Source organism: Fructobacillus pseudoficulneus, from assembly GCF_900108455.1.
GTDB lineage: Bacteria > Bacillota > Bacilli > Lactobacillales > Lactobacillaceae > Fructobacillus > Fructobacillus pseudoficulneus.
The window spans coordinates 42,399-68,338 of sequence record NZ_FNWS01000006.1; the positions used below are offsets into that span (position 1 = coordinate 42,399).

General features: G+C 44.9%; 19 protein-coding genes and 1 other annotated feature. Of the genes, 5 read left to right on the forward strand and 14 right to left on the reverse strand.

The annotated features are described in order from the left end of the window. Window positions 1-53: 53 nt before the first annotated feature. The 11 genes from BLW39_RS05605 to BLW39_RS05655 form a co-directional block, all read right to left on the reverse strand. Window positions 54-1,340 carry a UDP-N-acetylglucosamine 1-carboxyvinyltransferase gene (locus BLW39_RS05605; RefSeq protein WP_059378165.1) on the reverse strand — a complete coding sequence of 429 codons (1,287 nt, stop codon included), beginning with the start codon at window positions 1,338-1,340 and terminating at the stop codon, window positions 54-56. A 69-nt stretch (window positions 1,341-1,409) separates the two neighbouring features. Continuing rightward, entirely contained in the window at window positions 1,410-3,863 is a 2,454-nt protein-coding gene (gene pheT, locus BLW39_RS05610; RefSeq protein ID WP_059378161.1) for a phenylalanine--tRNA ligase subunit beta, read from the reverse strand. A gap of 2 nt (window positions 3,864-3,865) precedes the next feature. Beyond that, window positions 3,866-4,915, reverse strand: a complete 1,050-nt coding sequence (gene pheS / locus BLW39_RS05615; RefSeq protein WP_059378157.1) for a phenylalanine--tRNA ligase subunit alpha — start codon at window positions 4,913-4,915, stop codon at window positions 3,866-3,868. A 314-nt stretch (window positions 4,916-5,229) separates the two neighbouring features. Continuing rightward, the gene (locus BLW39_RS05620) at window positions 5,230-6,159 is read right to left on the reverse strand and encodes an NAD(P)-dependent oxidoreductase (RefSeq protein ID WP_059378153.1); all 930 of its coding nucleotides are present in this window, start codon (window positions 6,157-6,159) and stop codon (window positions 5,230-5,232) included. 28 nt (window positions 6,160-6,187) lie between these two features. After that, on the reverse strand, window positions 6,188-7,972 hold the full coding sequence (gene pepF / locus BLW39_RS05625) for an oligoendopeptidase F (protein WP_059378150.1): 1,785 nt from the start codon (window positions 7,970-7,972) through the stop codon (window positions 6,188-6,190). 78 nt (window positions 7,973-8,050) lie between these two features. Beyond that, window positions 8,051-9,073, reverse strand: a complete 1,023-nt coding sequence (locus tag BLW39_RS05630; RefSeq protein WP_059378145.1) for a competence protein CoiA — start codon at window positions 9,071-9,073, stop codon at window positions 8,051-8,053. A 49-nt stretch (window positions 9,074-9,122) separates the two neighbouring features. Then, window positions 9,123-10,571 (reverse strand): ABC transporter substrate-binding protein/permease, encoded by a 1,449-nt coding sequence (locus BLW39_RS05635; RefSeq protein WP_059378140.1) that lies wholly within the window; start codon window positions 10,569-10,571, stop codon window positions 9,123-9,125. Between the two features lie 39 nt (window positions 10,572-10,610). Further along, window positions 10,611-11,360 (reverse strand): amino acid ABC transporter ATP-binding protein, encoded by a 750-nt coding sequence (locus BLW39_RS05640; protein WP_059378139.1) that lies wholly within the window; start codon window positions 11,358-11,360, stop codon window positions 10,611-10,613. Beyond that, window positions 11,357-12,757, reverse strand: a complete 1,401-nt coding sequence (locus BLW39_RS05645) for an ABC transporter substrate-binding protein/permease (protein ID WP_242975637.1) — start codon at window positions 12,755-12,757, stop codon at window positions 11,357-11,359. Before BLW39_RS05645 ends, BLW39_RS05640 begins: the two co-directional genes overlap by 4 nt. Before the next feature lie 352 nt (window positions 12,758-13,109). Next, entirely contained in the window at window positions 13,110-13,547 is a 438-nt protein-coding gene (locus tag BLW39_RS05650; protein ID WP_059378135.1) for a hypothetical protein, read from the reverse strand. Window positions 13,548-13,553: 6 nt separating this feature from the next. Further along, window positions 13,554-16,232 carry a cation-translocating P-type ATPase gene (locus BLW39_RS05655; RefSeq protein WP_059378133.1) on the reverse strand — a complete coding sequence of 893 codons (2,679 nt, stop codon included), beginning with the start codon at window positions 16,230-16,232 and terminating at the stop codon, window positions 13,554-13,556. A gap of 432 nt (window positions 16,233-16,664) precedes the next feature. On the opposite strand from BLW39_RS05655, the gene BLW39_RS05660 reads away from it, so the two are divergent. Continuing rightward, on the forward strand, window positions 16,665-17,519 hold the full coding sequence (locus tag BLW39_RS05660; protein ID WP_059378131.1) for an NAD(P)H-binding protein: 855 nt from the start codon (window positions 16,665-16,667) through the stop codon (window positions 17,517-17,519). A gap of 114 nt (window positions 17,520-17,633) precedes the next feature. Here the strand turns inward: BLW39_RS05660 and BLW39_RS05665 are convergent, their stop codons facing one another. From BLW39_RS05665 to BLW39_RS05675, 3 genes are all read right to left on the reverse strand, one after another. Beyond that, window positions 17,634-18,830 (reverse strand): MFS transporter, encoded by a 1,197-nt coding sequence (locus BLW39_RS05665; protein ID WP_059378129.1) that lies wholly within the window; start codon window positions 18,828-18,830, stop codon window positions 17,634-17,636. 120 nt (window positions 18,831-18,950) lie between these two features. Next, window positions 18,951-19,850 carry a LysR family transcriptional regulator gene (locus BLW39_RS05670; protein ID WP_059378128.1) on the reverse strand — a complete coding sequence of 300 codons (900 nt, stop codon included), beginning with the start codon at window positions 19,848-19,850 and terminating at the stop codon, window positions 18,951-18,953. Window positions 19,851-19,900: 50 nt separating this feature from the next. Next, the gene (locus BLW39_RS05675) at window positions 19,901-20,515 is read right to left on the reverse strand and encodes a hypothetical protein (RefSeq protein WP_059378125.1); all 615 of its coding nucleotides are present in this window, start codon (window positions 20,513-20,515) and stop codon (window positions 19,901-19,903) included. 258 nt (window positions 20,516-20,773) lie between these two features. Between BLW39_RS05675 and BLW39_RS05680 the strand changes: the two genes are divergently transcribed. The 4 genes from BLW39_RS05680 to BLW39_RS05695 all read left to right on the forward strand — a co-directional run bounded on the left by BLW39_RS05680 (window position 20,774) and on the right by BLW39_RS05695 (window position 25,929). Then, the gene (locus BLW39_RS05680) at window positions 20,774-22,369 is read left to right on the forward strand and encodes a BspA family leucine-rich repeat surface protein (RefSeq protein WP_059378124.1); all 1,596 of its coding nucleotides are present in this window, start codon (window positions 20,774-20,776) and stop codon (window positions 22,367-22,369) included. A 108-nt stretch (window positions 22,370-22,477) separates the two neighbouring features. Then, window positions 22,478-22,740 (forward strand) — a binding site (T-box leader). A 76-nt stretch (window positions 22,741-22,816) separates the two neighbouring features. Continuing rightward, window positions 22,817-23,656, forward strand: coding sequence for a MetQ/NlpA family ABC transporter substrate-binding protein (locus BLW39_RS05685; RefSeq protein WP_059378121.1), 840 nt, complete (start codon window positions 22,817-22,819; stop codon window positions 23,654-23,656). A gap of 38 nt (window positions 23,657-23,694) precedes the next feature. Further along, window positions 23,695-24,534, forward strand: coding sequence for a MetQ/NlpA family ABC transporter substrate-binding protein (locus BLW39_RS05690; RefSeq protein ID WP_059378117.1), 840 nt, complete (start codon window positions 23,695-23,697; stop codon window positions 24,532-24,534). A gap of 60 nt (window positions 24,535-24,594) precedes the next feature. Then, a complete protein-coding gene (locus tag BLW39_RS05695; protein WP_059378112.1) occupies window positions 24,595-25,929 on the forward strand; it encodes a M20/M25/M40 family metallo-hydrolase in 1,335 nt (444 codons plus the stop codon). The last annotated feature ends 11 nt before the right edge of the window (window positions 25,930-25,940 follow it).

Here is a 25,940-nt window from a genome sequence, read left to right on the forward strand (position 1 = left end):
GAGTCAGTTATTAACCTAATTATTCTATCACAGCAACTTGATTGACGCAAGGATTACGGCATCAAGTTGATCATGTCAACGCCTTCGATCTTTAAATCGACACCGAGGGCTTCCAACTTTTCAGACAAACGGTCGTAACCACGCAAAATGTGAGTGGCGTTTTCAATCACCGTTTGACCATCAGCCATGATTCCGGCAATCACCAAAGCGGCTCCTGCACGGATTTCAGCAGCTTCAACCGTTGTTCCAACCAAACGACTTGAGTGGTTGACCTTGATTTCACCGGGGTTCAAAGAAGATACTTCAGCCCCCATCCGCCGCAATTCAGCGATATGCTTAATTCGGGCGGGGTAAATCGTTTCGGTAATCGTGCTTTCACCATCAGCCAAAAATAGTAATGGCGTAATTGGTTGTTGCAAATCAGTCGCAAAACCTGGGTACGGCATCGTCTTGATGGCAACCGGCTTCAAATCATGGCTTGGGCCGATGAAAACTGAATCTTCGCCAATTTGCATGTCAACGCCCATCTCAAGCACCTTGGAAGTATAAGACTCCAAGTGCTCAGGAATGACGTTTTTGATTGTCACGCCTTCACCAAAGGCAGCAGCCATTGACATATAGGTACCGGCTTCGATTCGATCCGGAATCACCGTATGCGTGTTCCGGGCTTCAAGCCGGTCGACACCAGTAATGCGGATGGTATCCGTTCCAGCACCACGGATATTTGCGCCCATGTTGTTTAAGAAGGTCGCAATATCAATGATTTCTGGTTCCTTAGCGACGTTTTCAATAATCGTTTGACCGTCAGCCTTAACCGCAGCCAAAATAATATTAATCGTTGCCCCAACAGAAACCGTATCAAGGGTCACTCGGGCCCCTTTCAAACCATTTGCCGTTGCATCAATGGTAATCACATCATCTTTTTCACTGACCGTTGCCCCCAAGGCTTCAAAACCCTTGATGTGTTGGTCAATTGGTCGAGAACCAAGGTTGTCCCCACCTGGGAAAGTCACCGTTGCTCGGCCAAACTTTCCTAGCAAAGCACCCATGAAATAATAGGAAGCACGTAGCGACTTAATTGCTGAAGAAGGTAATTCTGATTCATTAATCGTGGTTGGATCAATCGATAAATCACCACGGGTAAATTCTGAGCGAACATTCATTGCCGCCAAAATATACTGTAAGTTTTTAACATCTAAAATTTGTGGTACATTGTCAAATCTGACTGGGGTATCCGCTAAAATCGCAGCTGGAATCAGTGCAACCGTTGAGTTTTTGGCCCCGCCAATGGTCACCGATCCTGAAATTTTACGGCCACCGTTAATAATAATTTTTGCCATAAGGGCTAATCCTACTTAATTATGCGTTTACCTCAATTATATCTGTTTTAGCGTGCTAAAACAAACAAATTAACGAATTTCAGCCCCTAATTTTGTCTCCAGCGCCTGTGTCATCTGTTCAAAATCAGCCGTCACAACAGTTTCGACCAAAGTATCCATTGGATCTTGGTACACCAATTGATAGGCCAATGACTTCTTACCTGCAGGAACCCCTTCACCGGTATACAAATCAAAGAACGTCACGTGCTGGAGGAACTGGCCCCAATTGGCTTGAATTACATCCAAAACAGCCTGTTGGCTAACATTTTCATCGACCAACAAAGCCAAGTCTCGGCTAATCTGTGGGTACTTTGATACTGGCTGATAAGCCACTGGGTTTTGACTGTGAGCAATCACGTTTTCAAGATCAAGCTCAAAGGCAAAAACTGCTGGTAACTTCGCATCAGCCAAAAGTTGTGGGTGAATTTGACCAACATAACCCAAGTAAACATCACCAAGGTAAATGTCAGCCGTTTGGCCAGGATGCATTGCGGCGTGCTTTTGGCTCGTTTCAAAGCGAACCGTTCCGATACCAATCGCTGCCAAATAGCTTTCAACTCGACCCTTAATATCGTAGAAATCAACGGCCTCGTCTTTTTCACCTGCTTGCCAAGTTGATTCAGCCAGATTTCCAACTAAAACACCCGCCAGGTGTTCCCGTTCTTCTGGTTGAACATCATCACCCTGTGACAAGAACACCCGTCCTTGCTCGTACAAAGCGATGTCCTTCACCGAACGGGCCACGTTATAAGCTACATCGTCTAACAGCCCTGCTAAGAGGTTTTGACGGATGGTTGTGCGGTCTGATGACATTGGGTAATCCAAGGCCACCACTGCCCGATCGTCAGCTAAATTAAAGCGTGTTGCCTTTTCTGGCGTCGTCAAGGCATAAGAAATTGCCTGATTGAAGCCAAGACTCTCCATGATTTCACGGCTAGCGCGAATTTTCTTTTGCCGGGGTGTCAAGTCACCCGGTGTGCTCTGGCCATCAATCATGGCCGTTGGCAAATTATCATAGCCATAAAGTCGGCCAATTTCTTCGATTAAGTCCGCCGGAATCGTTAGGTCAGTCCGTCGACCCGGAATCGTCACCGAGTAAGCCCCGTTTGTTTCAGTAAATGGCAAGGCCAAACGCTTAAACAAAGCTGAAATCGTCGCCACTGACAAATCAGTTCCCAAAATTTGGTTAATTCGCTTTTGAGTGATTTGAATATCTTCAGGCGCACGGTAATCAAAGCCAAACTTGCTCAAACCAGGCACAATTTTAGCATCAGCCAGGATGGCCATTTGAGCAGTAACCTGGTCGATTACTTCCAAAGTTTGGTCCAAGTTGATGCCACGTTCCAAACGGAAAGAAGATTCTGACCGCAAGTTATGGCGTCGAGCACTTTGCCGGATCAAGCTTGGATTAAATTGTCCAGTTTCAACAATGACCCGCTTCGTCGCCGCTGTGACCGCCACCGCTGGGTTGACGGCAATCCCAGCTAATGACAAAATTTGCTGACCCGCAGCGACCACAATATCTTGTCCTGGTCGCAAGGCAATGGCTTCTTCGCCGGCCTCTTGTGGCAAAACTTCACCCTCACGGGCTAAGCGCACTTCCAAATGAGTGCCCTCAACCTGGTCCAAATCATAGACGTGTAGTGGCTGCCCCGTTAACAAGAGCCAGTAGTTCGCCACGTCAACAATGGTGTTTACCGGCTTAAAACCGGCATCCCAAAGGCGTGATTGCAACCAAAGTGGTGACCGTTGTTCCTTGACCTGGTTCAAAACACGGACGGCATAACCAGTTGCCAACTCTGCATCCCCGGTAACCGTCACTTGCGCATTTGAATTTGCCTGATCAGACAAGACCGCTGGTGCCGGCAAATTAACCGTTTGGTCCGTCATGGCAGCAATTTCATAGGCCATCCCCAACATTGACAGCAAGTCAGCCCGGTTGGGTGTCAAATCCGTGTCAATCACAGGATCTGACAAGCCCAAGACGGCCAAGGCATCGTCGCCCGGTTGGACGTTGTCGTTTTCGGCAAAGACGTGAATACCAACCTCAAAGTCCTGTGGGGCAACGCTATCGGCCAAACCAATTTCTTGTAAGGCCACCAACATACCATAAGAAACTTCACCACGAAGGTTGGCTTCTTTGATTGTCACTAATTCACCAGTCTGGCGGTCAACGATTTGTGAACCTACCTTGGCCAAAACAACCAATTGGCCCTCGGCCACATTTGGTGCTCCAGTCACGACTTGAATCTGATTTTGCCCATCAAAGACCTGGGTAATCACCATGTGATCAGAATCTGGATGAGGCTTAACCGAGTCAACCCGGACAACGACCAAGCCAGTTTGCTTGGCAGCGGCCGTTCCAGCAGATTCCAGTTCAACACTCGTCAATTCGATTTGCTGAGCCAGGTCCAAGACGGCCTGTTCGCTCAAATCAAGGCCCGGCTTTAAGTATTCATTTAACCATTTTAAGTTGGTCTTCATTATTAGTTCCCCCGCTTGTTAAATTGATCCAAGAACCGGACATCGTTCAAGTAGAACTGACGAATGTCTTCCACACCATACTTCAGCATGGCAAAACGGTCAGGCCCCAAGCCAAAGGCAAAGGCCGAGTACTCTTCGGGGTCAACCCCGTCCATTTTCAAGACATTGGGGTGGGTCATCCCCGCACCCAAGACTTCAATCCAACGAATGTCTTCTGGCTTAGTATCTTCTGTCACTTCATCCCAGGAAACATCAACTTCGACTGATGGTTCCGTAAAGGGGAAGTAAGATGGTCGCAAGCGAATTTGATGCTTTTCACCAAAGAGTTCCTGCATGATTGACAGCAAAGTTCCCTTCAAATCAGCCATCGTAATGTTCTTTCCCACAACCAAACCTTCGACTTGGTGGAACTGGTGTGAGTGGGTAGCATCATCCGTATCCCGCCGGTAAACCTTACCCGGCGCAATCATCTTCAGTGGTCCCTTTGAAAAGTCATGCTTTTCCAACGCACGTGATTGAACCGGTGAGGTCTGCGTCCGCAACAAAATTTCTGGCGTGATGTAGAACGTATCCTGCATATCACGGGCCGGATGGTCCTTTGGCAAGTTTTCTCGTTCAAAGTTGTATTCATCCGTTTCGACTTCGGGTGAGTCAACTGGATCATCAATTACCTGATAACCCAAGCCCAAAAAGTGCCCTTCGATTTCGTCCATAATTTGTTGCAAAACATGGCGGTTACCGAGCTTAGGCTTTGTTCCTGGCAAGGTGACATCAATTGTTTCGGCAGCCAATTTGGCATTCAAAGCAGCCGCAGCTTGGGCTTCTTTCTTTTCATCCAGACTGGTTTGAATGGCTTCGCGGACCTGGTTCCCCACCTGACCAACGGCCTTCTTTTCATCAACAGAAAGGTCTTTCATTGACTTCAAGACCTGGGTAATCTTTCCCTTTTTACCAAGGTAGGCCACCCGCACTTGTTCGAGGTCAACCCCCTCTTGGTCCAAGTCAGCTTGCGCTGCTTGTGCAATTTGATTTAAATCATCGATTAATGTCATCTATCTTCCTCTTTTATCCAATAAAAAAGTCCCTTGTATTGACTTTGTCAACACAAGGGACGTAAGAGAACTTCCGCGGTACCACCCAGTTTCTAGTATTACTACTAGCACTTTTAGCCGGTATCGGCGGCTACCGTTGGCGATTAAGCCAAAGTCTCCAGACTGAAATTCAAGGTGCCAGCAAACGGGTCTTTCACTGTTTCCCGCTCGCTTCATTGCTAGCAAACCTTTACTAGGTCCTTCATCGTACTTCTAGTATAACAAAATAAAAGAAAACCGCCTAGCCTGATTTATGGCTCAGCGGTTGATTATCTTTAATTAACTTGGTGGTCCGTTCCCTTACCAGCAATCACTGACAAGACATCCTCGGCAGCTGTCTTAGCGACTTCGTGGTTGGCTTCCTTTGAGAAACCAGCAATGTGTGGCAAGACGAAAACATTTGGCAACGATAGCAATACATTGCTTGGTTGAATTGGTTCTTCATTGACCACATCCAAACCGGCTGCAGCAATCTTACCAGCCTTAAGACTATCAATCATCGCCTGTTCATCAATCACCGGTCCACGACCAACATTGACAATCACAGCATTTGACTTCATCTTGTCAAAGGCCTCTTGGTTAATCATCCCCGTTGTTGCCGGTGTGGCTGGCAAAGCAGAGACAATGTAGTCGGCCTGTTGGTAAATCTCATCCAAAGATGCCATCCGACCATTGGGTACGTCACGGTCATGACGGGCATAAGCCAAGACATGGACACCAAAACCGGTTAACAACTTGGCAATATCTTGACCGATATGACCAAAGCCAAGAATTCCGACAATCTTGCCTGATACCTGTTGCGCCTTCTTACCGACCAAATAGTTCTTAACCTTTGAATCGGTAATTGAATCATGATAAGCACCAAAGTAACGACCAGCAACCAGCATCAAAGCAACAGCAGTTTCAGCCACCGCCGTCGCATTGGCACCGGGTGTATTCGTCACGACAATGCCACGTTCGGCTGCAGCCTTCAAATCAACTGTGTCATAACCTGCACCATGACGGGCGATTACTTTCAAATTTGGATAGCGGTCCATCACGGCCCCATCCACATCAAAAATCATCAAGATAATCCCAACAACATCAGGGTCACCAGCAAAGTCCTCTGGCGTTTGCTGTTTGTTAGAAACGACCTCAAAGCCGGCCTTTTTAATTAAAGTCAAAGCACTTTCGTCGATTCCATCAAATACCAAGATTTTTGCCATGTTCTTGTCTACTTCCTTTCTCTGGCTCTTATCCTAAGAGCTTTTCCAATTGATCTAGGCGGTCTTCAAAGACGGAGAAGGCTTGATCCAAGTAATCACCCTTTTCCATGTCCACACCAGCCTTTTTGATGACTTCAAGCGGACTAGCTGAGTTACCAGCCTTCAAATATTCCTTATAGCGGTCTGCTTCACCCTTTTCCAAAATGTTATGGGCCAAGGTGGTCGCTGCCGCTTCACCAGTTGCGTATTGATAAACGTAGAAGTTGTAGTAGAAGTGTGGAATTCGTGTCCACTCGTAAGCAATTTCTGGGTCCCGTTCCAAATCAGGACCGTAATACTTGGCATTCAAATCACCATAATAATCGGCCATTGCTTCGGCCGTTAATGGCTGACCGGCTGCATCTTGGTCATGAATCCAAGCTTCAAAGTCTGCGAACTGGGTCTGGCGGAATACCGTTCCCTTAAAGCCATCTAAGTACTGGTTCAAAACGTAGGCCTGTACCTTAGGGCTATCATATGTCTTCAAAAGGTAGTCCGTCAAGAGTGATTCGTTAGTCGTTGAGGCAATTTCAGCCAGGAAGATTGGATAGTCACCGTAGTGGTAAGGCTGGTTATGACGCGTCATGTAGGAATGAACTGTGTGGCCCATTTCGTGCACCAAGGTATAAACGTTATCCAAAGTGTCTTGCCAATTCAACAAGATATAGGGATTCGTATCATAGGCCCCACCAGAGTAAGCACCAGAACGCTTTCCCTTATTTTCAACAACATCAATCCAGCGTTCATCAAAGGCCTTTTGGACAACTTCCAAATAATCGTCACCCATTGGTGCCAAGGCTTTCAAGGCAATTTCTTTGGCGTCTTGATAAGTCACTGGCAAGTCAACGTCATCCGTCAATGAGACGTACAAGTCAGCGGAATGAACTTCCTTAAGACCCAAGGCTTTCTTACGCAAGGCCACATAACGGTGGAGCAATGGCAGGTTCTTTTCAACTCGGTCCGTCAACGTATCATAAACAGCAGTTGGAATCTGGTTTGACAAAACAGCAGCTTCCTTGGCAGATTGATAATGACGAGTGCGGGCCAAGAAATTGTGTTTTTTCACGGTTGCTGACAAGGTTGAAGCAAAGGTATTCTTCAGCGACATGTAGGCATCGTAGAGGGCCGCAAAGGCTTCTTGACGCACTGCTGGCTTCTTTGACCGCAACATAACGGCGTACAAACCGTTGGTCAATTCCTGCATGTTGCCGTCTTCATCGACGACATCACCAAAGTCGATATCAGCGTTATCCAAAACTGAAAAAGTTTGCTCTGATGATGACAAAACTGTCGAAGCACCGGCTAACAAGGCCTCTTGGTCAGCTGGTAAAGTGTGTGCTTTTTCGACCAACAACACGTCAAAGAAGTGACGGTATGGTAGCAAGCCCGGTTCCTTCAAATAAGACGACAAAACGGCACTATCCATTGCCAAGACTTCTGGTTGGAAGAAAGCCGTGGCTTGGCTCACCTTCGCCAGGAGGTCTTGCGCCTGGGCGTTCATCCCAGCATAAGTGTTATTAGAAGTATCTTGGTCAAACTTCTGGTGTGCATAAATATAAATCTTTTCAAATGTGCGCTCAATGGCGAGGTCCGCTTCCAAACCAGCCAACAGCGTTTCGGCTGAATCCGCCAAGTGACCGACGTACTGGTCCAGCTCACCCAAGCGATCGTTCAAAAGGTTAAAGGCGGCCTGATAATCCTGGTCGTCCTTAAAAATGGTTGATAAATCCCAAGTCAATTTCGTGGGTACTTCTTGTCTTGTAATTGTTGCCATATACTTCTTGCCCAAAGCCTTGCAGCCGCAGGCCCCCCTTTTTCATTTTTTACTCATTTTAACATACGATAACTCATCTTAACGAAATTTTGGCAACTTTTTGACCTTGATTTGCCCATGCTCTTCCTGTAGATAACCACCAGCCACCAATTCCGCTAAAACTTGATCTAACGCTGTTTGCCAAAACTGATAACTGGGATAAAAATAGCGATGCAACCGGTATTGCAAAGTTGGCCAATTAATTATTTGGTTCGAATATTTTTCTAATAACAAGATAAAAATTAAGCGAAACTGCCAATTGGGCACAATTAGGCCAAATTGCTGACCCAACAAACACCAATCTGGAATTTGATCAAGCCGATGGCCACGCTGATAAAGATAATCAACAACTTCGACTGGAACGCGCCCTTGAAGCATTAACAAAGTTAACTTGGTTCGTTGCCGGTCGACCGAGACAATTCCGGGTTGAAAAGTACCCTGCTTAGCTGTTTCTTTCCCCAACAGGTCGGTCAAGGCTGGTTGCGCGAAGGTTCGTTGCCGAAAATGAAGCCGTTGAAAGTCAACTTTACAAAACTGGTCTTGAACAACAAATTGTCGACAATCACTGACGAAGAACCAAAGCGATTGGTTGGCCGACAAATAGCGGGCAATCATTTCACCCGACAATCGCCTTTGTAAATACCGGGGTCCCAATAGCCACAAAACACGCAGGCCCAGCTTCTGGTAGCCTGCATTTCGTTCGTGCAGCCGTTTAACCGAAAGCGGCGAACACTGGTATTCGATTGCTAAACGGCTTTCGTTTTGGTCGACCAGCAATAAGTCCGGCCGCTGACCAATTTCCTTTAACACCGGTTCAATTTCAACTTGACCAAAGGTGGAAAAGTAGCGAAATAGCGACAGTTTTCCGCGCAAATGTGTCGTCGTCTCCCCCTCGGCTAAAAAAGAACACCCCGACCGTTGTTGGTGGGCAAAGTGGCTCACCTTGATTTGGCCGCGGCGCAACAAAACTGGTTTAAAACAAGCCGGACAAAAATATTCTTCTTCAGGTCCGGCTCGGTCGGCCAGACAATATTGATTTTGTTTGTTGACAGCAATTAGCATAATAAAAAGGCCCCTAGTTCATTAGACGAACGGGACCTTTTAAAATTTATTATTTGTTCAAACGCTTTTCCAACCAGTTTGACAACCAAGTCAACAGCGTAATCACAATCATGTACATGATACCGATAATGGCCCAGACGCGGAATCCTTGTGAATTCCGGGCAACAATCAATGTTCCCGTCTGAGTCAATTCCAAAATACCAATAGCTGAAAGGATTGATGTATCCTTCAACGTAATAATAAATTGGTTAACAAATGATGGCACCATGATCTTCAAACCTTGCGGAATGATGACCTTAGACATTGCCTTACCATAAGGCAAACCAAGTGACTGGGCCGCTTCCATTTGGCCACGGTCAACTGCTTCAAAACCACCGCGAACAAAGGCTCCAGTATAAGCACCTTCGTTCAAAATCAATGTCAGCAAGCCGGCCGTAAAGGCAGGAATCTTAGTACCAATTACTCCTGGCAAACCAATGTAAATAAAGAAGGCCAAAACCATCAGTGGCAAGCCACGGAAGGCGTAAATAATGGTATTTGACAAGCCACGCAAGAACTTTGACTGTGACACACCCATCGTTCCAAGCAAGATACCCCAAAGTGAGGCCAGGATGATAGCAAAGACCGTCAATTCAATCGTTTCAACCAAACCATTGAAGAAAGCAGTCTTGTTTGACTTCAAAATTCCCCAAGTAGTCTTGTTATCTTCCGTTGAACCAGTGAAAGTCTTTTGGTCTGACTTCAAATACTTATCAACAATCTTTTGATAAGTTCCATCAGCCTTCATTTCCTTCAAAGTCTTGTTAAAGTCAGCAATCAATTGAGGGTTTTGCCCCTTCTTGACGAAGAAACCGTAAGCCCCGGCGTTACCAGGGTTATTTGGATTCTTAATCTCCAACTTCAAGCCGTTCTTGATGGCGTATTGGATAACTGGCATATCTTCAAATGTGGCGGCACTGTTACCGTTGGCCACATCGTTATACATCGTATCCGTATCGTTAAAGTACTTAACCTTAAAGCCGTACTTCTTTTGCAAAGAAAGACCATAATTTGAAGCGGCTGTTCCAGACTTCAACGCAACCGTCTTGCCCTTTAATTCAGACAATGAGTTAATCTTTGAACCCTTCTTTGTAATCCAGGCAACCCCGGTCTTATAGTAAGGATCTGAAACATCGTAGACTTGCTTTCGCTCATCTGTAATCGCCATTCCGGCAATGATTCCATCGGCCTGACCGTTGGCAACCATTTGAGCAGCGGCGTTAAAGGACATTGGCTTCAGCGTATAAGTAAAGTGGTTCCGCTTTGCAACTTCCTTTAAGATATCTTGATCAATTCCGATATACTCATTATTCTTATCCTGAAAATCAAAGGGTGCGTAGGTGGCATCGGTTGAAATCACATAATTAGGCTCAGCTGCGTTGGCGCGTTGTCCAAAGGCAAAAAGGCCCAAAAACAGTGCCAAGGCAACCAAAATCGGCTTTACTCGTTGGTTGACCATAGTATCTCTTTCTTTCTAACTTGTTTCATTGCAGGAAACTTAGGCCTGCATCACCTTTGACAAGAACGTTTGCAAACGTTCGTTCTTTGGTGCATTGAAGACTTCTTCAGGCGTACCAGATTCCTGAATCTTTCCAGATTCAAAGAAGACAACCCGGTCAGCTACTTGCTTGGCAAAGCCCATTTCGTGGGTAACGATAATCATCGTCATTCCTGACTTAGCCAAGTCCTTCATTACATCCAAAACATCCCCAACCATTTCTGGATCCAAGGCAGATGTTGGTTCATCAAAGAGCATGATGTCAGGGTTCATTGCCAAGGCACGGGCAATCGCGATTCGTTGCTTTTGTCCACCTGACAAAGAATTAACTGATACGTCAGCCTTATCTGAAAGGCCAACAGTTGCCAACAATTCACGACCGCGCTTGTCGGCTTCTTCTTTGGTCATCTTGCCCAATTGAACGGGTGCCAAAGTAATGTTTTCCAAAACGGTGTAGTTATTGAAAAGGTTAAAGTTCTGGAACACCATTCCGATGTTTTCACGAACCTTATTGATATTAGTCTTTGGGTCTGAAATGTCATAACCATCGACTTCAACCAAACCTGAATTTGGCATTTCCAACTGATTAAGCATCCGTAAGAATGTTGACTTTCCAGAACCTGAAGGGCCAATCATTACGACCACTTCGTTGGCCATTACGTCCAAAGAGATGTCACGCAAAACATGGTTGTCACCATATGACTTGTTAACCTTGTCGACGTGTACTTTCACTTGCTTTTCTTCACTCATGCTTGTGTCCTTTTTTCAACCCAGTTACTCAACCATGTAAGTAACGTAATTACAATTAAGTATATCATAGCGATAATTGCCCAAACACGGAATCCTTGTGAATTTCGAGTGACAATTAACGTTCCAGTTTGCGTCAATTCCAAAATTCCAATTGCTGACAAGATTGACGTATCCTTCAGTGTAATGATGAATTGGTTAATGAAACTAGGAATCATCAACTTCAATCCTTGTGGAATGATGACCTTGCGCATGGCCTTACCATGAGAAAGTCCCAAAGAACGGGCAGCTTCCATTTGACCGTTATCAACAGAATTGAAACCACCACGGACAAAGGCACCGGTATAAGCACCTTCATTCAAGATCAAAGTCAAAACACCAGCTGTAAAGGCAGGAATCTTTGTTCCAACCACAGAAGGCAAGCCAATGTAGATGAAGAAGGCCAAAACCATCATTGGCATTCCACGGAAGATGTAAATAATGGTTGTTGACAAGCCACGGAGGAACTTTGACTTAGAAACACCCATCACACCAAGAAGCAATCCCCAAAGGGTTGCCAAAATAATTCCAACAATTGTTAGGTAAAGCGTTTCCTTCAAACCATGCCAGAAAGCAGAAGAGTTTGAACGAAGAATTCCAGTCACACTGTTGTTATCAGCGGCTGAACCAGTAAAGGTTGAGGCCTTGGCATCCAAGTACTTGTTGACGATCTTATCGTAAGTACCGTCTTTCTTGATTGCTGCAAAGCCCTTGTCAAAGGCAGCCAAGAGAGCCGCATTTGAACCCTTCTTGACGGCAAAACCATAGTCACCAGCGTTAAATGGATCCTTAGGGTTTTGTACCTTTAATTCAGTTCCGTTCTTAACCGCGTACTGCAAAACAGGCAAGTCACCAAAGGTAGCGACCGTGTTCCCGTTAATCACATCGCGATATGAAGTATCAGAATCAGAGAAGTAAGTAATCTTGAAACCGTACTTTGACTGGATTGATTCGGCGTATTGTGCCCCGGCAGTTCCAGTCTTCAAGGCAACTGTCTTGCCCTTCAAATCAGACAAAGACTTAATCTTTGAATTTTTAGCAGTTGCCCAACCAATACCACTACGGTAGTAAGGTGTTGAGAAGTCAAAGACTTGCTTGCGGGCATCCGTAATTGACATACCGGCAATCACACCGTCTGCTTGTGAAGAAGCAACGGCCTGAGTGGCGGCGTTAAATGACATTGGCTTCAATTCATAAGTGAAGCCTTCGCGCTTAGCAATCGTTGCTAAAATGTCTTGATCAATACCAACGTATTGATTGTTTTTATCTTGGAAATCAAAAGGTGCATAGGTGGCATCCGTTGCAATAATATAGTGGGGCTTGCTGGCCTGGGCTGGTTTAACAGCAGCCACTCCCACCATCAAGAATGCTGCTACCGCAGTCACCAAAGTCATTAGTACTTTTTTCATAATAACCTCTTTTTCATAATGCTTTTATTGTACCAAAAACTAACACCCGCCCGAAAGGCGATGTCAGCTTTTATCACGCGAATGGTCTAGTCCGAATACCTTTCCTAACAGCCATTCTTATCCACTTTGTCAGGAATTGGCTTAGTCAAAAACGGCTCTCCCAACTCGCTCATTTCCACACAAAATATCACAAAGGTGCATCAGACCAAGCCTGAGAACAATTATTCAATCGGTTCACTTTCACTGCAAAATAAAAAAGGGTCCGCTAGCAACCGGGTTTGGTCACGAGCGTTCCCTTCGTTATTTAGACTCCAAAAATTTTACCAACTTGGGCCTGAACCTTATTCAAATAAGTTTCTTGGTCAGCTTCAGATTGAGCAAACTTATCGTCATCAATCTTTTGACCGTCAAGAATAACGGCATCCGCCATCATTTGAGTGGCATCGGCGTAATCTTGGTAGGCCTTTGCCAAGGTCTTGTGTGCGCCTAAGAAACGAACTGGAACAGTCAACCCAGCCAACGTCTTAGCGTTTGCTTGGTAAATCGCCACAACGTCATCAAATTCCGCCTTGATTTCAGCAAAGTCGGCCTTGGCCATGTCGGCAACAGTGCCCTTCTCCTTTGCTTCATCCAACTTCACGAAAAATGGTGAAACGTGGTCAGCTGCTTCTTGCGTCTTAGTCAAAACCTCTTGTAATGCTTGGAGGTAGTATTGTAATTGCTTGGGATTAAATTTTGCCAATTTTCTTTATCCTTTTTTGTAGAAATGTCGCTGGACCCATTTTACCAGTTCGACAATCACAATGATAGAGAAAGCGGCCAAAACAACTGTCAACCATTGGTGGCTATCCAAGTAAGTTACGTGAAAGATTGGGTTCAATGGCTTGATGAAGACCACAGCCATCATGGCAAAGAGTGAGAAGACCAAAGCCCAATTAAAGAACTTGTTAGCAAAGGCCTGTGGACCGAATTCTGATTGGTAAACGCTCTTCACGTTAATCGCGTTAAACATTTGCATCAATCCTAAGGTCATAAAGGCCATCGTCAAGGCATCCCCGTGAATCAAGTCGTAGCCCTGGTGTTCTGGGAAGGCCAAGGCCATTCCGTAGACACCAAGAACAATCAAGGCCTGCAAGGTTCCCTGCCAAATAATGGCTGGTCCAACACCGGCAGACAAGAAGTTGGCCGTCTTACCACGAGGCTTTTGTGACATCACGCCCTTCTGGGCTGGTTCCAATCCTAAGGCAATCGCTGGCAATGTATCGGTTACCAGGTTAATCCACAAGATCATCACCGGTGCCAAGACCTGCCAACCAAGCAAGGTCATCATAAAGATGGCAATCACTTCGGCCAAGTTCGAGGCTAACAAATACTGCAAGGCCTTTTGAATGTTAGCAAAGACCTTTCGTCCTTCCTTAACAGCGGCAACAATGGTTGAGAAGTTATCGTCGGCCAAGACCATGTCGGCGGCTTCCTTGGAAACTTCCGTTCCGGTAATTCCCATCGCGACTCCAATATCGGCCGTCTTCAATGCAGGGGCATCGTTAACACCGTCACCGGTCATGGCAACAACCTTGCCCTTATTTTGCCAAGCTTGAACAATCTTGACCTTGTGGGCTGGAGCAACTCGGGCATAGACGCGCACGTCTTTTACTCGGTCCTTAAATTCTTCTTCTGGCATTTCGTCCAACTGCGCCCCGGTCATCACTGCCCGGTCGCGGTCGTCTTCATCCGTCAAGATACCCAAACGGCCGGCAATCGCTGCCGCCGTCTTTGGATGATCACCCGTAATCATAATTGGCTGAATACCGGCCTTCTTGGCTTCGGCAACCGCTCCCTTGACTTCGGGACGTTCCGGATCAATCATGGCAATCAAACCAACCAAGATTAAGCCCTTTTCAATTTCATCAGCCTGTGGATTTTCGGGCACAGCCGCCAAATCCTTATAGGCAAAGGCCAAGACACGCAAGGCCTGGTCGGCCAATTCGGCGTTAATTTCTTGGTACTTGGCCAAATCGGCATCGGTCACCGGACGGATTTGTCCGTGGTCCAAAACCTGGCTCACCCGGGCCAAGATTGAGTCCGGCGCACCCTTAACAGTCGCTTCATAGGCAGAATCGACCGGATGAATCGTCGTCATCAACTTTCGTTCAGAATCGAACGGGATTTCACTGACACGTGGCATCTTCGCCAACGTGTCCTTATAGGCTGGACGGTACTTTTGGTTAAAAGCAATCAAGGCCGTTTCGGTTGGGTCTCCAACCAAGCCGTCATCAATTTCCTTCGTATCGTTATTCAGCGCCAACACATCGGCTAACTTTAACAAATCAGGGTTGACCTGTTCGGCTTCGAAAGGATTTTCTTGCTTCAAGTCAATAATTTGACCGTCCAAGACCAACTTTTCAACCGTCATCTTGTTTTGCGTCAAAGTACCAGTCTTATCAGAACCAATGATATCCGTTGATCCCAACGTTTCAACGGCTGGCAACTTGCGGACCAAAGCGGCCTTCTTAGCCATTCGAGCAGTACCCAAGGCCAAGGTCACCGTCACAATCGCTGGCAAACCTTCTGGAATTGCCGCAACGGCCAATGAGATTGATGTCAGGATCAAGTCGATGATTTTAGCATTTTGCGTAAAGTAACCAACCACGAAAGTCAAAGTAGCAATCGCTAAGATCAAGTAAGTCAAAATCTTACCCAACTGCTTCAAGTTTTCCTGCAATGGCGTCTTGGTTTCATCCGTTGACTGTAATGATTCGGCAATCAATCCAACTTGAGTTTTCATTCCAGTACCAGTAACTACACCGGTTGCCCGACCATAGGTTACGTTCGAATTCATAAAGGCCAAGTTAGCTTGGTCACCCAACGGCAAGTTGTCACCGGTCAAGACCGCGGCCGTCTTTTCAACTGGCACTGATTCACCGGTCAAAGTTGATTCTTCCACCTGCAAATTAGCCACGGAAGCCAAACGCAAGTCGGCTGGAACAACATCTCCTGCTTCCAAATGCACTAAGTCACCTGAAACCAAGTCAGTGGCCAAGACTTCTTGATCACGACCATCACGGATGACCCGCGCCTTTGGTGTCGCTAAAGCCTTCAAGGCTTCGATTGCCCCTTCAGCCTTACTTTCTTGGAAAACACCGAAGACGGCGTTAATAATCACGATGGCCAAGATAAAGGCTGCATCGGTTTGTTCACCCGTAAAGGCCGCCACTAAGGCTGCCGCTAACAGGATTCCAATCATCAAATCCTTAAACTGATCAATGAACTTTTGTAGTAACGTTTTTTTCTTTTTAGCCACTAAGGCATTGGGTCCGTATTCCGCTAAGCGGTCTTGAACTTGTTCAGCCGTTAAACCAGTCTGATCGTTTGTTTCAAGCTGACTGGTCAAATCGGCCACGTCAATTTGATATGGTTGCTTTGACAATTTTCTCTCCTTTATATTGTGCTGTTTTCTATCTGGTCGGGTAAAAGAAAAAGACCCATACCACACACAAAAAAGCATGTCGGTATGAGTCTCACTGTTTAAGGCTAAGCCGGTGCAATAAGTCTTGCACGATATAAAACATTGCTGTTTTGCTTTGACGGTTTTCAGCCACGAACATTTCGTCAGTTACTCCCTCAGAAATTATATTATGTCTTTAGTATAACAGATTTTTTCTTCTTGCATAGCTATTTTTACATTTCTAAAGTAATTTATAAAATTGGAAGAGCAAACAGCAACGAATCCACCAAGCTAAGCACCAGTATTCCTTTAAAATCCCGGTCAATTTGCTTTGACTATTCTCAAATACCTGCCTATAATGAAGTTGTACTTTTATAAATAACACATTCGTTTCTATTCTCATTTGGAGGAGCTATGACAATTTTAGTAACTGGCGCAACCGGCGCTTATGGGCATCACGCTCTTGAAGTATTAAAAACATTGGTACCAGACCAAGAAGTCTTTGCCTTGGCCCGTACGCAGGAGAAGGCTGACCAACTCTCAGCTGAGGGCTTTCAAACAAGGATTGGTGACTACTTCGATCAAGAAAGTCTAAATACCGCTTTAAAGGGCATTGACCGCCTTCTCTTCGTTTCTAGTAACGATTTGAATGACCGGCAGACTCAGCACCAAAACGTTGTCAAGGCCGCTCAGGCAAACAACGTCAACTACATTGCCTATACCAGTGCTTCTAAGGCCGATACCCCCGCTAGACAATTAGCTAAGGACCACAAGTTTACTGAAGAATTGATTGCTGATGCTGGTATCGACCACACATTCTTGCGCAACAATTTCTACCTTGAAAATGAAATGCCAATTCTTGGAGCAGCGCTCAAAGCCGGTCGTCTTGTCCATGCAGCTAAGGACGGCCAAGTCGGTTGGGGTACCCGTGATGAATTTGCTGAAATTGGTGCCCGGGCCGTTTCTGGTCAGTTCGACTTCCCCGCTATCATTGAGGTTGGTGGACCATTGCAGACCTATGGTCAATTAGGTGAAGCCCTGGCCAAGGCCACGGGCAAAGATATTGAAATTGTCGAAGGTGATGCCGAAGCAGCTTCGACCTTCTTACAAGAAGCCGGCTTCCCAAAGAATGTAGCCGATTATATTGGTATGATGCAACAAGCTTTGCAAAGCAATAGCGCTGCGGTGCCAGCCGATGACATGGCCAAGTACCTTGGCCGTGACATGATTTCAACAGAGGCAGCATTAAGAAAACTTTTCGCCAAATAAAATAACAATCTTTGTCTCAAATATAAAAGACCACTATCGTTTTGATAGTGGTCTTTTTGGCATTCATCACGGGCCAAAGCTCATTTGCCGTAATCATTTCTTCTATATTAAAAATTAGCTATTGTTTTGTTCTTCGCCAATTCTCTTGCTGAAAATAATGGCAAAACCCAAGAATCCAAGTGAGACTGCCAGGATAAAGTAAATCCCAAAAATCAAATCCCAGGAATGGAAGATATTGATCAAATAACCAGAGGCGATTGGACCGATAGCAGCTAACAAATAACCAACGGATTGAGCTGTCCCTGACAACTCAGCCGTCAATTCAAAACTAGCCGTCTTGCGTTGGAAAAAGACAATACTCAAGGTAAAGGCGGCCGCTGTCCCCATTCCAGATAACCCTGACCAGAGGGCGTTCAAAAAGAAACTATGAACTGGGAAAAGCAAGCCAAATGTCGCGATAGAAACAGTAATGGCAATAAAAATCACCATCCCAACCGTGCCTGGCTTACGCTTGGCAATTGTCGGCGTCAAAAAGGCCATCGGAATCCCAAATACTTGGAAGAAGGTGGACAAAACCCCAGCCGTTGTGGACGTGAAGCCGTGATCAACCCAATAATTTGGCATCCAGGTCATCAATGAGTAGGCCAGCAATGACTGAATCCCAAAGAAAAGCGTAATCAGCCAAGTCACCCGATAATTTTTCACCGAAAAATCACCCTTGGCTTCTTCTTCACTTTCCAATTCGTGGTCAGTCTGTGGCAACTGCCTGAAGGCACTGCCCCAAACTACCAACGTTAAGACCGTCACAGTCGCAAAAATAATCATCGTTGTTGAAAAATTGGTTGTCTTTAAAATTGGTACAACCGTCGCCGTACCAATACCGGAGAAAAGTGTCATCATGGCTGGATAAATTCCAGTTAATAGGGCGCTTTGCTTTGGAAAATACTCCTGAATGATACTTGGCAACAAAACATTTCCACCCGAAAGACCAATTCCAATCAAAATCATCCCCACAAAAAGTAAGATGGGATTCGTAATCACCCGAATCGCCACCCCTACCGTCAGTAACAGCAGCGAATAGAATAGCACCTGGGGGTTACCCGCGCGCACTCCCCATTTTCCAATCGCCGGTGACACCAAAGCAAACATTAAGATTGGAATGGTCGTAAGCCAGCCACTGACACTGGTTGGCACTCCCAAAATCGAATGCAACTGAGGCAGAATTGGCGGCAAGATAGTAATTGGCAGACGCAAGTCAGCACCGATTAAAATGATGCCCAATCCCGCCAACAAATAGACTCGTTTTTTCAAAAAAATTTTCCTCACTTTCAAGAGAATGGCACAAAAAAAGCCGCTTTCGCGACCAAGCACTTGCCTCTCATTTGGTACAATTCCATCTTAATACCAAATCATTCATACGTATAATACTTATTAAGCTTCATCCGATGCTTTTGAGGCATGATTAACTAATTGAATAAATTCCTGTGCTGTTGGACTCAAAATACGATTTTTCTTCCAGACAAGCATCCGATCAGCGGCTAGTGTTGGCGTCAGCGGGATGAATTTGGTCCCATCCTCATCGCCAATACTACTCCCACTGATGGCCAAGGCAACCCCGACACCCTCGCGGACCATTGGCAAGACGTTAAAAATCAAGTTATACATCCCAATAATGTTCAGTTCCTCAGGTTGAAAATTACCCCAATGATAAAAGCTCTCCTGCACCGCCTCCCGCTTCGCCCCAATGATTGGCAGCCGCTTAATGTCTTCGGCCGTAATGCCCTCTTTTTGGGCCAGCGGACTGTCATTGGTAACAACCACCCCTAAAATTTCTTTCCCTGGCAAATGCGTCAAGTGAAAATCCGCCATATCCGGGTTCAACGGTCCAACCATAAAGGCCAGATCGAGCAAGCCATTCTCCAATTTATCTAGGATATCATTCCCATTCCCACTATAAATTTCAAAAGTCACCTGCTCATGTTTTTGCCGCATCGTTTTCATAATTTGAGCCATAAAAGTTGAATTTTCAGACTCGATACAACCAATCGTCACCTTTCCCGTCAACTCACGGTCTTGATAGGTCGCAAATTCTTGTTCCGTCTTCTGATCTAATGCGACTAGCTCCTCCGCCTTGGCTTTCAAAAACCGGCCCGAATCAGTTAGTGTGAGCTTTTTATTGTCACGAATAAACAAATTAGTCTGCAGCCGCTCTTCAAAGGCATGGATTTGCCGGCTGAGGGTCGGCTGGGTAATGTGCAATTCAGCGGCTGCCTGGGTAATATTTTGCGTCTCCGCAACTTTTAAAAAGTATTGTAATAGCCGAATTTCCATACCAAGGCTCCTTTAAACAGCAGTAATTTCTCGATTCACTTTCAACATTATTAGTTTGGCATCGTCTCCTGATTAGTAGGCACTAAAGGAAAAGATTGATCAGATTTTGATAAATCCATCAAACTGCTAGCATACTCAATTTCATCTTTATGATTTTGATAAACATTCATCATTTGATTTTCGGAAAGTGTTTTATATTTTTTCCAATAGGAATTCTGAGCATTATAATTAGCCATTGAGTCGGCACTCGATTGAATGGCTGATACCGTGAATGTTCCATCATGATTATCGGTAAACATGACAGAATGTTCAGCCATTCCACCAGCGCCTTCTCCGTCATCGTAAATCACAATTTTATTTTGGTCGCCCATATAGACGGTGTAGTGTGTCTTATAACCTGTACCATAGTCACTGGGTAACTCTTTAAAACTGAGCAATGCTAATTTTATCTTTTGAGGTAATGCCTCAAAAGAATCAGATTGATCATTATTTTTGGCTTGCTGATTACCATTGTCATCAGCTGAAGAATTCTTTGTTATTGCTGTCGATTTCGTCACCTTAGAATCGTTGACATGTTTGGTAGTGTTCTTGCCTAGGAAATATGCACCGCTCATGAATACTGCAACAATCAATATTGAGCTTGATATTAAAAGCTTATTTTTCATATTCACTTCTCCCCACTCTTCTCAAAAATTTATAACCATTACATTCTACTAATTTATCTTAGTCTAAAAGAAAGAGATAGGTCAACGGCTTTACAACCCTTTCAAACAGCGAAAAATATACGCAGACTCGTTTAGCTGATGGCCCTGATTTTCTCAGTTTAAATATTACAATTAAAAATAAATACACTTATTTAGATTACAAGAGTTACAATAAAGTCAATTAGAGAATGTAATCATATTTTAGAAGAGGAATTTATTATGGCTCAGACAAGAATTAATCGATATAACGATTACCTGAAACAACATCAATTAAAAACTAGATTACAAAAGAAAGGCTTGGCGCTTTCCTTAACATCTCTGGCTGCTTTTGCTTCTATTGGTTTAGTCGCCAACACAACTCACTCCGATAGTTTGTCACTAACACATTTGCAAGCCAGCGCGGATACTACAGCAACAACCGGAACGATTGGTACTGTGCCATACAGTTATGACACTTCCACCAATACGTTGACATTTACAGGTGGCGGGTCGTTTCAAACTAGTTCCGGAGGTGGAACCGATGTCCAGATAAGTAGTCTCTTCCCAAACGTCGCACATATTGTTTTTACCCAACCCGTCACTAGCGGTATGGGCCTTGGGCTGTTATTTGCGCACCTGACTTCATTAAAAAATTTTACTGGTCTAGATAAATTAGACACAAGCCAGCTAACTGCGATGGATGATATGTTCTCCGATGATAGCTCATTAACATCAATCGATCTTTCACATTTTAACACTTCAAACGTGACAAGCATGGGTTCTACTTTTAGTGGATGTTCATCACTCACTTCTCTCGATCTTTCAAGCTTCAACACCAATAAGCTTGAAACACTTGTCGGTACATTCAGTGGTTGTACTTCACTAAGCTATTTAGATCTTTCTAATTTTAACTTTGCTAATCAATATTTCTCGGGATCTGGCGCCCTATCCAATGTTGGTAATGGAAAAACATTTTATCTTAAGTTGCCCGGTCAAAAAACGATGACCATCGGCGATGCCCTACAAGGCAGTACGTATACTTCCGTTACACCCATTGATGAGGCGAATGGAGGGACTCTTGCAGATCCCAAAGGTGTTTCAATGACAATTCAACAATTCGCTTTTGCTCTTGCCGATGGCAATATAACTAATACAGAATGGTATCTTTTAGGAACAGCCGGACAAAATACCGTCGTTAATCAAGAAAAAATCGTCAAACGAACCATTAATTACCAGGACGCTTCTGGCAACAGCCTTTCAGACCAACCCGCTACTGTACAAGAATTAAAATACACTCGTACACAAACGACCGACCCAATTGGTAATGTTACCTATAGTAATTGGACACCAGAAGTATCTGGTACTTCACAGTTCGATGCTGTTGATGTACCACAAACCGTTGATAACAAATATGCTAACCCAAAGGTAAACGGCGCGGCAGTAACAAGTATTGCAGCTGAAACACCAACCCTCGACAACACTCTTAATGAACAAGATGAAACCATTAACGTTGTTTATTCTGAAAGTGCAGTTACCCCGACATCGAGCCAGAATAGTGCTAATAACACTACTAATACAAACGGTGAAAGCTCAACTTCTGCCACGAACGCTACTTCAACCGACTCTGCTAGCTCAACGAATAAAAGTGCTGATAGCGAAAGCAATCAGGCTACAGATTCAAACAGCAAGAATACTAGTAGTACAAATACTCAAGACCAAACATCTAATTTACCCGCAACAGGATCACGGGTTGAGAAAAATAGTGCGGTTTACCTTTCATTATTTGCAGTAATTGCCTCTTTGGTAGCTTACTTTGCTACAAAACGAAATAAGTAATGATTTCCTATAACCATTCTAATTTCGCCCTTTCAAAAACTTTTATTAAAAAATTTTAGTCTTTTTCTTGACAAGTAAGCTGACATTTTGTAATATAGACACAACATATCAAACAAGTGGATCAGGAAAGTAAAAAGTAAACTTAGCCTAGAGACTTACCGGTTGGTGCAAGGTAAGGTAAGCGAGCTTTTGAAAATGACCTGTGATTGGCAACTACGAATCGGTTTACCGTTAGTAGTTGACGGATTGGCCCTCGTTACTCGGGCACACCATTCGGCTAGGATCATTCCCCGGGGCCCGATGGTTAGTGAGCAGCCTACGGGTAACCTTAGGCAAAAACTCAGAATGGTAACGCGAAAGTCGCTTCTGTCTTAAATCTTAGAGATAGAAGCGACTTTTTTGTTGCCTAAAAACATAGACGCACGTTATGCAAGGAGAACAAGGAACATGTCAAAGAAGAGTTGGATAATTTCAGGTATCGCCGTTGTTGCAGTTGCAGCATTAGCATACTTTAGTTTTGGTAACCACGGTACCAGCGATAAAAAAACCGTGACAGTTGGAATCATGTCATCAAGTAAGGATGACGACGCCATTTGGAAGAGCGTTTCAGAAACAGCCAAGGACAAGTATGGTATCACCATTAAGTTCAAGCAGTTCTCAGACTACTCGCAACCAAACAAGGCTTTGCAAAACGGCGACGTTGATTTGAACGCCTTCCAGCACTACGCCTTCTTAGACGCTTACAACAAGAAGAACGGTAACGAATTAACTGCTATTGGTGAAACAGCCATCAGCCCTATCCGCCTTTACTCAGATTCATACAAGAAAGTTAGCGACTTTAAGAGCGGCGACACCATTGTTATTCCAAATGACCCATCAAACGAAAGTCGTGCCCTTTACGTTTTGAAGTACGCCGGCTTGATTGATTTGAAGTCAGGTTTGTCATTGGCAACCACTAAGGACATCACTTCAAACCCTAAGAACTTGAACATCAAGGAAGTTTCAGCTGATCAAACTGCCCGTAACTTGCAAGACGTTCAAGGAGCCGTTATCAACGGTAACTACGCACAAACTGCTGGTTTGAAGTATCAAGATGCCATCTTCGTTGAACCTTTGAACAAGGATTCACACCAATGGGTTAACATCATCGTTGCCCGCAAGAAGGACAAGAACAACAGCGCCTACAAGGACGTTGTGAAGGCTTACCAAACTGCAACCACTAAGAAGTTGATCCATGAAAAGTATGGTGATTCAGAAGTTGCTGCTTGGGATAAGACATTCAAGTAAACGCAATTAATTTACTTTAGGGAAGAGAGAAAACGACTATGAGTGCAAAAAAGACGATTATTGGAATTGTAGCCGCTGCAGCAATTGTTGGAATTGGCTACTTTAGCTTCTTTAACCACGGCAGCCAAGACGACAAGGTAGTTAAGATTGGGGTCATGAACGGTAACAAGGCCGATGACGAAATCTGGAAGGCCGCCGCTAAGACAGCCAAGGACAAGTACGGTATTACATTAAAGACCGTTAAGTTCTCAGACTATTCACAGCCAAACAAGGCTTTGACGAACCACGACGTTGATTTGAACGCCTTCCAAAACTACCCATTCTTAGAAAACTGGAACAAGGCTAACAAGACTGACATCGTTTCAATTGGTGATACTTGGACTACACCATTGCGTTTGTACTCAGATAAGTACAAGAGTTTGAACGATATCCCATCAGGTAGCCAAATCGCCATTGCCAACGATGTAACCAACGAAAACCGTGGTATTCATCTTTTGGCCGAAGCCGGTTTGATTAAAATCAAGGATACAAATAAGGCAACACCAAACGATATCACTTCAAACCCAAAGAACTTGAAGTTGGTACCAGTTGACGCTTCACAAACTGCTTCTTCATTGAAGAATCCTAAGTTTGCTGGTGGCGTTGTGAACACCAACTTCGCTCAATCAGCTGGTCTGAACTTTGATTCAGCTATTTACGTTGAAGGTTTGAACAAGAATACAACGCAATTCTTTAACTTCATCGCCGCTAACAAGTCCGATAAGGACAAGAAGGCCTACAAGGACGTTGTGAAGTCATTGCAAACACAAAAGACCAAGGATTTGGTTAAGAAGTACTACGGTGACGCTGAAGTTACTGTTTGGGACTACAAGAAGTAACAACCATGCGGGGATTCCTTCCCCGCGTACATATTAAAAAATTGAAAGGAACCATCCCCTATGACTAACCGTAAAGAAGAATATCTTGACCTTTTAAACGAACTAATTGCCCTGCCTAGTGTTTCGGCTAAACATGACAGCCTACCAGAAACAGCTCAAGTCCTCGGTAACGCCCTGACAAAGTTAGGTGGCAAAGTTACCATTGATGACAGCTATTTTGCCCCATTGGTCATCGGCCAATTTGATAGCGACCAAGCCGATGCTAAGAACCTGATCATCTATAACCACTATGATGTTCAGCCAGCCGAACCATTTGACCTCTGGGAACAAGACCCCTGGACTTTGACTGAAAAGGACGGTCACCTGATTGGTCGTGGCGTGGATGATGATAAAGGAAACATCACCGCTCGGTTAACGGCTTTGGCCGAATACCTCGACGAAAACCAAGGTAAGCTGCCAGTCAATATCACCTTCCTTTTCGAAGGTTCAGAAGAAACCGCTTCACAGCATTTGGATGACTACCTAGCCAAGCACCCCGAATTGAAGGCTGACTTGATTATCTGGGAGTCCGGTAATAAAGATGACCAAGGCCAAATTGAGCTCGGTGGTGGAACCAAGGGAATCGTTACCTTTGATGTGACTGCTAAGACTGGTAAGATTGACCTCCACTCATCATTAGCCGTTGTGGCCGATTCTGCCGCTTGGCGACTCAGCCAAGGTTTGGCAACCCTCTTTGACCCTAAGACCGGTAAAATTCAAGTGCCCGGCTTCTACGATGATGTCGTCGTGCCAAATCAGCGCGAAAAAGATTTGGTCAATGCCCTACCTGGCACTAAGGAAGACTTCATCAAGGGTTACCAAATCACTGCCCCACTGTTAAGTGACAAGCGCGGCGTCGACTGGAAGGAAGCCCTCTACTTCGAACCAAGCATCAACATCGAAGGAATTTCTGCTGGTTACGAAGAAGCCGGTGTCAAAACCGTCTTACCAGCCGAAGCCCACGCGAAACTGGAAGCCCGGTTGGTGCCCGGTATGGATCCGGACAAGACCTTACAGCAAATCAAGGACTACCTGGCCGACCAGGGCTTTGGCGACTTAATTGTCGAAAAGACCCTCGGCCAACCTGGTTACCGGTCAGACATGTCTGACCCTGAAATTATCAAAGTTATCAACTTAGCCAAGGAACTTTACCCCGGCGAACCAGTAGTTTCACCAACTTCTCCAGGAACTGGACCAATGGCCTACGTCAACAATGCCATCAAGGCCCCAATCATCAGCCTCGGCGTTGGTTACCAGGGTGCCTTGGACCACGCTCCTAATGAAAATATTCGCCTCACCGATTACGAAGACAACATCAAATTTGTTAAACTAATCATTGGTAGCTATGCTAATTAGTAGCAGCAGAC